General features: G+C 67.6%; 11 protein-coding genes. 5 read left to right on the top strand and 6 right to left on the bottom strand.

Annotated elements, in window-relative coordinates:
* Positions 1-1,110 (top strand): HNH endonuclease signature motif containing protein (locus tag JWQ81_RS11465; RefSeq protein WP_297540462.1); only part of this gene is annotated, 1,110 nt, incomplete at its 5' end.
* 546 nt (positions 1,111-1,656) lie between these two features.
* Here the strand turns inward: JWQ81_RS11465 and JWQ81_RS11460 are convergent.
* Positions 1,657-2,448, bottom strand: coding sequence for a putative protein N(5)-glutamine methyltransferase (locus tag JWQ81_RS11460; protein ID WP_297540460.1), 792 nt, complete (start codon positions 2,446-2,448; stop codon positions 1,657-1,659).
* Between the two features lie 142 nt (positions 2,449-2,590).
* Here JWQ81_RS11460 and JWQ81_RS11455 point away from each other — a divergent pair, with 142 nt between their 5' ends.
* A complete protein-coding gene (locus JWQ81_RS11455) occupies positions 2,591-3,043 on the top strand; it encodes a group II truncated hemoglobin (RefSeq protein ID WP_297540458.1) in 453 nt (150 codons plus the stop codon).
* On the opposite strand, the gene JWQ81_RS11450 is transcribed toward JWQ81_RS11455, so the two are convergent.
* A complete protein-coding gene (locus JWQ81_RS11450; protein WP_297540456.1) occupies positions 3,040-3,771 on the bottom strand; it encodes an alpha/beta hydrolase in 732 nt (243 codons plus the stop codon). The two genes, JWQ81_RS11455 and JWQ81_RS11450, sit on opposite strands and share 4 nt — an antisense overlap.
* A gap of 118 nt (positions 3,772-3,889) precedes the next feature.
* On the opposite strand from JWQ81_RS11450, the gene JWQ81_RS11445 reads away from it, so the two are divergent.
* Positions 3,890-4,396 (top strand): SRPBCC family protein, encoded by a 507-nt coding sequence (locus JWQ81_RS11445; protein WP_297540453.1) that lies wholly within the window; start codon positions 3,890-3,892, stop codon positions 4,394-4,396.
* Positions 4,396-5,454, top strand: coding sequence for an LLM class flavin-dependent oxidoreductase (locus JWQ81_RS11440; RefSeq protein WP_297540451.1), 1,059 nt, complete (start codon positions 4,396-4,398; stop codon positions 5,452-5,454). The genes JWQ81_RS11445 and JWQ81_RS11440 overlap by 1 nt, the downstream gene beginning before the upstream one ends.
* A gap of 15 nt (positions 5,455-5,469) precedes the next feature.
* Here the strand turns inward: JWQ81_RS11440 and JWQ81_RS11435 are convergent, their stop codons facing one another.
* The 3 genes from JWQ81_RS11435 to JWQ81_RS11425 form a co-directional block, all read right to left on the bottom strand.
* Positions 5,470-8,565 (bottom strand): NACHT domain-containing protein, encoded by a 3,096-nt coding sequence (locus JWQ81_RS11435; RefSeq protein ID WP_297540448.1) that lies wholly within the window; start codon positions 8,563-8,565, stop codon positions 5,470-5,472.
* 97 nt (positions 8,566-8,662) lie between these two features.
* Positions 8,663-8,941 (bottom strand): hypothetical protein, encoded by a 279-nt coding sequence (locus JWQ81_RS11430; RefSeq protein ID WP_297540446.1) that lies wholly within the window; start codon positions 8,939-8,941, stop codon positions 8,663-8,665.
* Positions 8,942-9,019: 78 nt separating this feature from the next.
* The gene (locus JWQ81_RS11425) at positions 9,020-9,889 is read right to left on the bottom strand and encodes an SDR family NAD(P)-dependent oxidoreductase (protein WP_297540444.1); all 870 of its coding nucleotides are present in this window, start codon (positions 9,887-9,889) and stop codon (positions 9,020-9,022) included.
* 113 nt (positions 9,890-10,002) lie between these two features.
* Between JWQ81_RS11425 and JWQ81_RS11420 the strand changes: the two genes are divergently transcribed.
* Complete coding sequence (locus JWQ81_RS11420; protein WP_297540442.1) at positions 10,003-10,572, top strand: TetR family transcriptional regulator; 570 nt, start codon at positions 10,003-10,005, stop codon at positions 10,570-10,572.
* 53 nt (positions 10,573-10,625) lie between these two features.
* Here the strand turns inward: JWQ81_RS11420 and JWQ81_RS11415 are convergent, their stop codons facing one another.
* A complete protein-coding gene (locus tag JWQ81_RS11415) occupies positions 10,626-11,624 on the bottom strand; it encodes a glutathione S-transferase C-terminal domain-containing protein (protein WP_297540440.1) in 999 nt (332 codons plus the stop codon).
* Between the last annotated feature and the right edge of the window lie 681 nt (positions 11,625-12,305).

Raw genomic sequence — 12,305 nt, 5'->3', positions numbered from 1 at the left:
GTGGAGACCGAGGGTGTGAAGGTTGTCTACCAGTATCTGAACACGGCACTGTGGTTGGATGATGTCACTCAGATCGGCCCGGCGGCGGCGAAGCGGATCGTGATCCGGGGTAAGGCCGTGAACTCCTCCAGCACCCTGGGCGGGACGGAGGTCCCCGCGATCGCACCGTTGGCCGGTCTCGCGGCACGCGCAGGTGAGATCACTCCCGCGCATGTGGATGAGATCGTGAACACGATGATCAAGATGCCCCCAACTGTGTCCGACCGGGACCGGGCGGGTGCGGAGAAGATCCTCGTCGACCTCGCCCGGCAGGCGACACCTCTCGAGGTCCGTAAAGCCGGTGACCGGCTCCTGAACACGTTCGATCCCGATGGGCCGGAGCCGAAGGATCCGCCGGAGAGACCGAAGCGGGAGCTGGCGTTCCAGGAGCACCGCGACGGCTCCGCGACGCTCAAAGGCAAGCTCGACAACCTGGCCTACGCCCAACTCCGCGCCGCCCTCGACCCACTGGCGAAACCGCACTCGACGAAAGAGGAAGGCCGCGACACCCGCAGTCAATGGGAACGCCAAGCCGACGCCCTGGTTGACTTGGTCCGCCTCGCGATGACCGTGGACAAGATGCCCACCCATGGTGGTGACCGTGTCCATGTGGCGGTCACCGTGGACTTCGAGACGCTGAAGTCCGGGATCGGGACCGCGATGCTCGACTACGGCGGCGTGATCAGCGCTGCCGAAGCTCGGATGCTCGCCTGTGACTGCAAGCTCATTCCCGCTGTTCTCGGCATGGATAGTGAGCCGATGGACTTGGGTCGATCGAAGCGCATCATCACCACCGGACAACGCTGCCGACTCGTCATGCGAGACCGCGGATGCGCCTTCCCCGGTTGCAATAAACACGCTAAACACACTGAGGGTCACCACATTGTTTTTTGGGCGGATGGTGGCCAAACTAATTTCGAAAATCTCACCCTACTGTGCTGGCGTCACCATAGATTGGTGCATTGTGGTGGTTGGGAAGTTCGGATGGGCGGTGACGGGAGACCGGACTTCATCCCGCCCGCTTATCTCGATCCGCTTCGAAGACCCAGGCGCAACACCATGCACGTGTAACAGAATACCGACCCCGTACCAGGGCTCGTGAGTGCCGCGACCGGATCATCCGGCCGCGACACTGACGAGCCCTGACTGCATTCACGGCACAACAACAACTCGCCGTCGAGTTGCGAATGCCCGCGATGCTACTGAATCGGGGGATCCCTGGTACGAATGATTCGTACCGGGGGTCCCCGATTCGAATGGCAGCGGACGCGGCGAGCCTCAGCAGCCTCTATGGTCACATCCGGCACCAGGTGGTGCCGCAGCGGTACGGATGTGGCGCTCGGATCCGTACAGCGCGCCCCTCGCCGCCCCGGTCCTTGCTTCAGTAGGCGGGAGCGGAAAGGCTTGTCCGGTCCGACTATGACGCTGGCGCGATCCCGGCAGAGCGATCGCAACTCGCCGTCGAGTTGCGACACAGCGGTACGGATGCGGCATTCGGATCCGTACCGCGTGCACCCCACGCCCCCTGTCTTTGCTTCAGTAGAAACGACATCAGGGCTCGCAACTCGCCGCCGAGCCGCCACTCAGCCTTGACCGCGCCGCAGACCGCGCTGCTCGTCAGTCGGTGGCCAGGGTGCCGATGACGACCGTGGCGTCGAGGTCTTCGGAGGTGGTGATGCGCGGGGTCAGGCCGTTGCGGGAGAAGGCTTCGGCGGTGTGAGGTGCCTGGCGTTCGCTTGTCTCGATCAGGAGATGGCCGCCTGGTACGAGCCACTGTGACGACTCGGCGACGACTCGGCGTTGGACGTCGAGGCCGTCTGCGCCGCCGTCGAGGGCTACGAGCGGTTCGTGGAGGCGGGCTTCGGGCGGCATCAGGCTGACGGCGTTGGTGGGGACGTAGGGTGCGTTGACAGCGAGGATGTCGACGCGGCCGCGGAGCGCGGCGGGTAGTGGGGTGTAGAGGTCGCCTTCGTACACCGTGCCGACGCCGGTCAGGTTGCGGCGGGCGCAACGGACGGCGGCGGGTTCGACGTCGGCGGCGTGCACCTCGGCCGCGTCGACGGTCGCGGCCAGCGCGGCGCCGACAGCGCCGGTGCCGCAGCACAGGTCGACGACGACGGCTCCGGCTGGGGCCAGGGCGGCGGCTTCCCGTACCAGGAACTCTGTGCGGCGGCGCGGGACGAAGACGCCCGGGTCCACGAAGATCCGCAGGCCGCAGAACTCCGCCCAGCCGACGATGACTTCGAGTGGTAGGCCCGCCACTCGCTGTTCGACCATGGTGGAGAGCTCGACCGGGGTTCGCGCCGCGGAGGCGAGGAGCTGCGCCTCGTCTTCAGCGAAAACGCAGCCGGCTGCGCGGAGCGTGATGACGATGCGCGTAAGGGACTGCGGTGACAAGGAAGTCGACATGCGCGCCTTTCGGGAAGCCGAAGGGTGCTCCCACTCCGAAAAGCCGACAGTACCGGATTGTCGCGGCCCGGCCGTCGCGGCTCGACTGTCCGGGAACGGGCGGCGGATGGTGTTCATGAACCCCGTGTGCCACGCTGACCTGGTGCGACCTACGTTGTTCGAGTTCGCCGGCGGCGAGTCGGCCTTCCTCGCGCTGGCCGCCGCCCATCACGCCCGGTGCTTGGCCGACCCAGAACTGAATCACCCGTTTTCCCATCCCGACCAGCACCCGCAGCACGTCGAACGGCTGGCGGCCTACTGGGCGGAAGTAATGGGTGGCCCGCCGCGCTACTCCGAGTCGTGTGGCGACCACTCGACCATGGTGGTCATGCACACGGGCAACGGCGACATGACCGACCTGGGTCGGCGATTCGTCGAGTGCTTCGTCGGCGCCGCGGACGACGCGGAACTCCCCGAGGATCCGGAGTTCCGCGGCGCGCTGCGGGCTTACATGCAATGGGCCGTGGACGACGTCCTGTCGTACGCGATGCCTGAAGACGTCCCCGCCGCCCGGCGCGTGCCGAGCTGGTCCTGGGGCGGCCTCACCGCGCGCTAGTCCACAGAAGACCAGAAGTCTTCGAGCACCGACGCTCCGAGTTCCGGCGCCTGGTACGGCCAGAAGTGGCCGATCCCGTCGAACCGGTGGTACTTCGCGCCGAGCTCGGCGGCCACGGTCTTGGACAGTTCCTCATTGCTGAAGTGGTCTTCTGACGCGTGCAGCACCAAGCCCGGCTTGCCCGGCGCCTTGAAGGGGCCCCAGTCGGCGTAGAGGTTCGGGGTGGCCGACCGGTACAGGTCGAGGATGCTGGACGCCATCGTCGCGTCGCCACCGGACGCGAGTTCGAGCGCGTCCTCTTCGGAAAGCCCCAGTGCGGTGTACCGCTTGGCGACTTCTTCAGTCCCGGCTGCACCCTGCTTTTCGAAGAAGGCCTCACCTTCGACGGGGGTCTGCCAGATCTTGGCGAAGGCGTGCCATTCGGAGTCGGGGTGGATGCCGGCGGCGACGTCCGCGACCCACGAGCGCACGAGTTCACTGTGGGTGGTCACGACGCGGTACGCGAGCAGTGCGCCCCAGTCGTGCGCGACCAGGTCGACTGGCTCGGTGAACTGGCTGAGCTCCGCGACCAGCCACGCAGCGTAATCGTCCTTGGTGGCACCGAAACCGTTCGGGCGGGCGGTGCCGAAGCCGGGCAGGGAAAGTGCGACGGACTCGCTGGGGATGGCGGCCCGGACCTTGCGCCAGATGGCGGCCGTTTCGGGGACGCCGTGCAGGAAAACGATCATGCCGCCAACCTACCTCGTCACGGCTCGGTGGGTATCCTTGACACGGTAGGTCTATCTACGCAACTCTAGAGGTCAACGGCCTGTTTGTGCAGGTGGTGCGACAAGGAGGCAGACGTCGATGGAGTGGACGGGCGCACGCTACGCGGATACCCCCTCGGTCGAGGTCCGGACGTGGATCAACGCCTCACCCGAACGGGTGTGGTCGCTGGTGTCCGACGTCGACCTGATGCCGAGCCTGAGTTCCGAACTGCAGCGCGTGGAGTGGGTCAGCGAAGCGGGTACTCCGACGGTCGGCAGCCGTTTCGTCGGTTACAGCAAGCACGAGGCGCTCGGCGAGTGGTCGACTACATCCCATGTGATCGAGTTCGAGCCCGGACGGGTGTTCGCCTGGGCGGTCGAAGATGTCGACGCGCCCACCGCGATCTGGCGGTACACCGTCGAGCCATCCGGCGATGGCACCCGGCTGGTCGAATGGATGCAGATGGGACCCGGCCGGTCGGGGCTGTCCCTGGCCATCGACCGGATGCCGGACAAGGAAGAAAAGATCGTGTTCGTGCGGATGCGCGAGTTCGAAAAGAACATGTCGAGCACGATCGAGCAGATCAAGAAGCTGGCGGAGGCCTGATGCGCACCGCGACGACGATCGAGGCGTCGGGCGGCGCGACGTGGCGTGAGCCGGTGGACTTCGTCGTCGAGGCGGAGAAGCTCGGCCTCGACATCTGCTGGGTGGCCGAGGCCTGGGGTTCCGACGCGCCTTCGGCGCTCGGCTACTACGCGGCGCGGACCGATCGGATTCTGCTGGGGTCGGGGATCATGCAGGTCGGGACGCGCACGCCGGTGGCGGTCGCGCAGACGGCCATCACGCTGTCGAACCTGTCCGAGGGCCGGTTCCTGCTCGGTCTGGGCGCGTCCGGGCCGCAGGTCATGGAGGGGCTGCACGGGGTCCCGTTCGCGAAGCCGCTGGCGCGGACCCGCGAGACGGTCGAAATCGTGCGCCGGGTGATCGAGGGCGGCAAACTGTCCTACTCCGGCAGCCAGTTCCAGATCCCGCTGCCCGGCGGCGACGCGGTGCCGATGAAGCTCTCCCTCCGCGCCGAGCACGACATCCCGATCTACCTCGCGACCATGTCGCCGGCAATGCTGCGGCTGACCGGCGAGGTCGCCGACGGCTGGCTGGGCACCAGTTTTGTGCCCGAAGGCGCCGCGGAGGCGTACTTCTCGCACCTGGACGAAGGTCTCGCCAAGGCCGGGCGGGTGCGTTCCGGCCTGGACGTCTGCCAGGGCGCCGAGGTCGCGTTCGCCGCCGACGAGGACGCTCTGCGGGTGATGGTCGCGGGCCGCAAGAAGGAGCTCGCGTTCAGCTTGGGTGGTATGGGTTCGGCGTCGACGAACTTCTACAACAAGGCTTACAGCAGGCAGGGCTGGGCCGAGGTCGCGGCCGAGGTGCGCGAGCGGTGGCAGGGCGGCGACCGTGACGGCGCGGCCGGGCTGGTCACCGATGAGATGGTGCTCGGGACGACGTTGATCGGTACCGAACCGATGGTCCGTGACCGCCTGCGCGTCTGGCGTGACGCCGGCGTGGACATCGTCCGGATGTATCCCGCCGGTGACAGCTTCGATGCCCGGTTGTCCACTCTGGCCAAAGCCATCGACCTCGTGCGCGAGATCGGCGACGACTCGTGAGCGTTCCCGCCGGTTCTAACCGGCTGGAACGCTCACGAGCAGTTCGGCATCGGGCAGCGCCTCGCGGACGGCTTTTTCGGCCTCTGTGGGGACATCGAACAGTGTGAGACGCACTCGCACGAGTGCGCGAAGTCTGGACACTTGCTCGGCGTCGCGTACGTGGTGAAGGACGACGTGGCGCAGTTCGGGTAGCTCGGCGAGGGCCTCGACCTCCTCGGCACGCGGAACGCCGTAGGCGGTAACGGTGTGCAGGTGCGGCCAGTGACCGATGCCCAGCAGGTTGCGGTCTTCCAGCCGGATGTCCACGGTGAGTTCGGTGAGCGGCAGGTCGTGAGGCAGGCCGCCGGGTCCGGCGAGTCCACTGTGGAGTGCCGGATGGCGGATGTGCAACCGGTGCAGTGGCGCGCCGGTGAGCGTCCTCAGCGCGGGAACCGCCGCGCCGTCGTGCCCGCCGGTGAGCAGGCGCAAGTCGGTCACGGCGAGGCCGGCCAGCGCGGACAGGTCCTCGATCGCGTTGTGGTACCCCGAAACCTCCACCGAACGCAGAGTCGTGCAGCCCGTCAGCCCGTGGAGATCGCGGGCGACCTCGTTGGACTTGATCTCGATGTGGCGCAGTGAAGGAAGTTCTGCGAGTGGGTAAAGGCCGGTAGCGCGGTCGTCGAGCGGGATGTTGCCGATCAGCTGGACCGACGCCAGCGACCGCAGGTGCCGCAGGCGGATCAGCACGTCCCAGCGGTGGACCTCGAGCACCAGCTCACCGAAGTCCACATTGGACAGCAGCGTCCTGGCGTACTCCTCGGCGTAGCCGTTCTGCCGCCACGCTCGGAGCAGCTCGTCGATGACGGCGCCGCGATGGGTGTCGCTGAACGCGTGGATCTTGTCCCAGGCGGCTTCCCCACCGATCAGTGCGAGCGTGCGGATGACCCGGGCGGCGATATCGGCCCGAGTGCCACTTTCCTCGCTGTACCGGCCGATTTCCAGCGGGCCGGGGAGCAGGTCGAGCACGAAGGAACCGGCCTTGGCCAGCATTTCCGCCTGGTCGAACCCGGCGGGCGGGATGAGCCGGTGCACGGCGGCCATCACCTTGATCCGGACGTGCTCGGGATCGATGACGTCGACGTAGCCCAGCGACGCCGCCGCGAGCAGTTCGAGGCGGTCGGTGATTTCGGGGTCCTTGCGGGTGGCGCGGCTGTTCGCCCGCTCGAGGAGCCCGGCCAGCAGGTCGCCGGCTTCCCTGGCCCTGGCCTGCGCGGCGGCCATGAACACGACCTCGTGCAGGGAATCGTCGTGGGCGTGGTCGATGAGGTAGCCCAGCTCCCCGGCTTTGACGAACTCGCCCGCCGCGAGGAAGTCGCGGAAGGTGCGGTGGACGAACTGGATCCGGCCGTCGAGGTCGTTCTGCCGGAGCAGCCCGCTGCGTTCCAGCATGTGCCGCAGCACCAGCGCGGGTTCGACGCCCTGTGAGCGCAGCCCGGACATCGCGCGGGCGAACCGTTTCTCGGCTTCGTCATGAGTGACGAGTAGCTGGGAGTTGCGCACCATCGGTGCGGCGAAGCGTTCGAGGAGGATGATCTTCTCCTTGTCCGACATGCGCAGCTCGTCCTCGACGAGCACGCCGCGGCGGCCGTCCCACTCGCTCAGCAGCAGCTCCAACGCCTTGTCGAGTAGGTCTTTGCGGCTCTGGGGAAGGTACATGTTCTCGCGTCGATACAGCGCGCAGAGCAGCGAACACAGCAATGGGCTCGCGACCAGGCCGCGGATGTCGGGTCTGGTCGCCAGGGTCTGGCTCAGTCGCTGCTCGCAGCTGGTCAGCCACTCACGCTGCACCGTGTCGGCTTCGAGTGAACGCGCGGCGGCGAACCAGTGCCCGATCACCGCGGTGAGTCCGTTGCCGCTGAGCGGCAGCAGTTCGTAGCGGGGAAGCCCGTCGGTGTCCGAAGTGAGCCAGCTCCCGTCGACCGCGGACGGGCGGCTGCTGACGACGTACCTGGCGAGCGGGTAACCGCGCAGCATCCCGGCCAGCCAGGTCCGGACGCGCTCGCGATCGGCGAAGAGCACCTCGTCGACGCCGTCGACGAGCAGCATCGCCCGGCCCGAGCGCAGCAGTGAACTGACCCAGCCATCCGGTTTCTCGCCGGCCAGCGCGGGCGCCGCGACTCGGACGAGGTCCTCGGGATCGGGTAAGCCGCTTTCGGTGAACTGCCGCAGCGGCACGAAGAACGGCACCACGCCCTGCCACGGAGAATTGGCGTCCGCTCCGCGATCCCGGACTTCGGCTGCGGTGGTGTGTGCGAGCCAGCGCAGGAACGTCGTCTTTCCGGCGCCCGCGCCGCCGAGCAGCAGCACCCGAGGTGCCCCGGCGATCACGTGGGCGCCCTGCGCCCCGGCCCCCGTGAGGGCGAGGTCGGGCTGTGTCCGCTGACGGCGGGCGATGGACGGCACGGTATAGGAGTCCGCGAACTCCTGCCGTGCCGGCGCTCGCCCGGCGCTGACCTGGAACAGTTCGAACGTCGCATGCTCAGCGGCTACGTACGACACGTAGTGGTGCTCGAAGGCGTCCGTCCGGTTCCGTTCCCGGTCCGACACGCTGCGCCCCAACGCGTTGACACTGTCCTTGAGCTCGGCGACCTGCGTGGCGGTGTCGGCCTGCACGGTGCGCATGATCTCGTCGATGCCCCGCATCTGCCGCGCCAACCGCTCGCAGCCGAGGTCCAGCAGCCGTTCGTACACCTCGACCCCGCCGTCGCCGAGGGCCGCGGACGCGAGCGCCGCGCGGCCGGATCGGCGGACCCGAGCACGCAGGCGGCCCGGGGCGGTGAGGACGGCAGGCTCAGTCCGGGCCAGCTTGGTCAGCTCGGCCGCGTCCAGTGCCTGCGCCGCCGTCAACTGGGCCGCCTGCCACTCGTCGTCCATGACGTCGCGGAACTCCGTCCGGCGCAGGCTGGAGAGCTCCTGCTCGACTTCCCGTACCACCTTCGCAACGTCACCGAAGGCGCGCTTGTGTCGCTGTGCCACCACCTTGTCCGCACCGCGCTCGACCGCCCACTGGTGTAGGGCGGACACCGTTGCGCCCAGTGCGGCCACGAGTGCCGTCGTCAACGGATCGGTCACCGAGTCCCCCTTCGTGCCCCCACACCTTGTTCTTTACGCCGCGGTGATGTCGCGCAGCCGAACGTGGAGTTACGGGGGAGTGGACCCGTGCAGGTGGTTACGAGGATCGGTAGCACGTCACATACACGATGGCCATGTAGTTCGGACCGTACGGCCGGACGCTCTGCGAGCCCACCGGGCACTGGCCGACCCGGAAACCTGCCGCGTAACCCTGGTTCTGCGCGTAGAAGGTCGCCTGCGAGACGGCGAACGACACGCTCGACTCGGTGGCCGTAGCGCTGTAGGAACCGGTGACCGCGGACGCGACACCCACGCCGGTGAAGGTGAGGGCGACTGCGGCCGCCGTCACGGCGGTGATCCGGTTGAGGTTCTTCATGATCGGCTTGCTCCTTCCGGGGGTGGAACACCCTGTCCGGAAACAGTTCTAACAGCCCGGGCGGGGACCGGTCCCCGCTCAGTCGGCGGTGCCCAGTGGGTCGAGTGCGGCTGCCGACGCGTCGTCGTGGTCGATCGAGACACTCAGGTCCTGCCACTTCGCGTCGTCCTCGGCGCGTGCCTGCTGGGCCATTCCGGCGTACTTGACGGCGTCGCTGCCCAGCATCAGGCGCAGCGGCGGCTCGTCGAGATCCGCGACGGTCAGCACGACCTGGGCGACCTTGGCCGGGTCGCCCGCCTCGCTGCCCGTGGTTCCGCGGAACAGCTTCGCAAACTGGCCGACGGTCTGCTCGTACGGCTCGCTGATCGGCGGGATGGCCATCGACGCGCCGGCCCAGTCGGTCTGCATGCCACCCGGTTCCAGCACGGTGACCTTGATTCCCAGTGGGCCGACCTCCTGCGCCAGCACCTCGGAGAACCCGCCGACCGCCCATTTCGCGGCCTGGTACGCCGACAGCCCGGCCGTCGCGATCCGGCCGCCGACCGAAGAGACCTGGATGATGTGGCCGCTGCCCTGCTCCCGTAGGACCGGAAGCGCGGCTTTGGTGACGTTGACGACGCCGAACAGGTTGACGTCGACCTGCTCGCGGAAGTCGCGTGCGGTGATGTCCTCGACCGCGGCGAGGTTGGCGTAACCCGCGTTGTTCACCACGACGTCCAGCCTGCCGAACTTGCCGAGGGCGGCCTTCACCGCGGCTTCGGCGGCGTCGATGTCGGTGACGTCCAGGGTGACCGGCAGGATCCGCTCGCCGTACTGCACCACGAGGTCGTCGAGCTGCTCAGGCTTGCGTGCGGCAGCGACGAGTTGGTGCCCCGCGGCGAGGATCGCCTCGGAGAGGTCACGGCCCAGGCCCCGTGCGCTGCCGGTGACGAGAAAAACCTTCGACATGACGTTCCTTCCCACTCTCTGTCCCGGCTCGCTGTCCACTAACCGGTTAGTCCACAGGCAACCATCGGTCTCCGGGTTTGTCAACTGAACGGTTAGTCCGTTATAGTGTGCATATGGCACGGGACGCGGCAGCGACGAAGAAGCGATTGCTCGAGGCGGCGATGGCCGAGTTCTCCGAGTTCGGCATCGCCGGCGCGCGCGTCGAGCGGATCGCCGAGAACGCCCGGTCGAACAAAGCGCAGATCTACCACTACTTCCAGAGCAAGGATGGGCTGTTCGATGCGGTGTTCAACGAGCTCTGTCTCGACCATGTCCGCGAGTCCCCGATCGACGCTTCGGACCTGCCCGAGTACGCGGGCAAACTCTTCGACAGTTACGAAGCGCATCCGGAGATCCCCCGGCTGCTGGCCTGGTACCGCCTTGAACGGACAGGGTTGAGCGATCCGCTCGAGGTCGTCGTGGCCAGCCTGCGGGGCAAGGAAGCGGCCATTGCGGCGGCGCAGGCCGCGGGCGGGATCCCCACCCGATACATGGCCGCGGAGCTGCTGACACTCATCGTGCACCTGGTCGACCTGTGGGGAGCGCGAACGGCTGAGTTCGCGGTGGTGACCGAACCGACGACACCGGATCGCCGACGGGCTGTCGTCGTCGACTCGGTGAAGGCGCTCTTGGCTCAGCAGTAGGCGATCTTCGGGGCCGGCACCGAACGGCCGCTGGCACGGCGGGCCTGTGCGGTCTATACCACTTCTTCGCCGGGGCTGACCGGTCCCGGCGCGGTCCCGTCCCCGAACGGACGCCCGCCGAGCTCCTCCCGGTGGTGGGCGGTCGTCCACCCGGAGAGGTCCGGCCCCACCGGGATGATGCCGGTCGGGTTCACGTCGCGGTGCACGACGTAGTAGTGCTCCTTGATCTGGGCGAAGTCGGTGGTGTCGCCGAATCCCGGTGTCTGGAACAGGTCGCGGGTGTACGCCCACAGCACCGGCATCTCGGTGAGCTTCTGGCGGTTGCACTTGAAGTGGCCGTGGTACACCGCGTCGAACCGGACGAGGGTGGTGAACAGCCGGATGTCGGCCTCGGTGATCGTGTCGCCGACCAGGTAGCGGCGGGTGCTGAGCCGCTCCGAGAGCACGTCGAGCCGGGAGAACAAGCGGTGGTAGGCGCGCTCGTAGGCTTCCTGGCTCTTGGCGAACCCGGCCGCGTAGACGCGGTTGTTGACGTCGGCGTAGACCTCGGCGTTGATCTGGTCGATTTCGTCGCGCAGCGGCTCGGGGTAGAGGTCCGGGGCGCCGGGGCGGTGGTGCGCCGTCCACTGTGTGGACAGGTCGAGGGTGATCTGCGCGAAGTCGTTGGTGACGACCTGCCCGGTGGGGATGTCCACGATGGCCGGGACCGTGATCCCCAGCGGGTAGTCCGGATCGCGGGCGAAGAAGGCCTCCTGTAGCCGCTCGATGCCCAGCACCGGATCGCGGCCGCCGGGGTCGAGGTCGAAGGTCCAGCTGCGGACGTCGTGGGTCGGCCCGCAGATCCCCATCGACAGCACGGGTTCGAGCCCGAGTAGCCGCCGCACGATCGCGGCCCGGTTGGCCCACGGGCACGCGCGCGCGATGACGAGCCGGTAGCGCCCCGGTTCGACCGTGTAGCCGTCGCGGCCGTCGGTGGTGACGCGGGTGGTGAGGTAGTGCTGGTCGCGGACGTAGTCGGTGCTGGGACCGGCGTTGTCCGGTTGGTCACTCATTCGGTTCCTCTCGGGCCTGCCCTGCTTGCTCACCGAGAAGTCTACGGCACCTCGTCACGATTCGTGACTATCGACGGCCCGTCCGGCTAGTCGGCCAGCACGTTGGTCACTTTGGCAGTCAGTTTGGCCTTCGGGGCGATCCGGAAGGTCAGGTTGCAACCGGCGGAACCAAAACACTGCTTTGAGAGAACAGCAGGAATGTGGCGCGGATCCGAGTGCCACGTCGGTAGCGCTGTAGGCCTCCGCAAGTCGACGGCGAGTTGCGATCGTGCCGGGAAAGCAGCGAGGGTTCAGTGGGCCATGGTGCCTGGGCTTCTGTCTGCTGAAGCAAGGACCGGGGCGGCGAGGGGCGCGCGGTACGGATCCGAGCGCCGCTCCCGTCATGCGGTGGTGCCACCGATGCCGATGTGGTCACTGAGGCTGCCGCGGGTCGCTGCGTCCGCTCCCATTCGTATCGGGGGACCCCTGGTACGAATGATTCGGACCAGGGGTCCGCCGATTCAGTACTGCTGTCGGCGTTCGCAAGTCGACGGCGAGTTGCGATCGTTGCGGAGATCAACTACCGCAACTCGACGGCGAGTTGCGAAAGCCGGGGAATGCAGTCAGGGCTCGTTAGTGTCGCGGCCGGATGATCCGGTCGCGGCACTCACGAGCCCTGGGGCGGGTTGTTCTGTTACAGGT

This window comes from Amycolatopsis sp., assembly GCF_025464955.1.
In the GTDB taxonomy this organism is placed as follows: domain Bacteria; phylum Actinomycetota; class Actinomycetes; order Mycobacteriales; family Pseudonocardiaceae; genus Amycolatopsis.
This window is presented reverse-complemented; position numbering and strand designations above follow the sequence as displayed.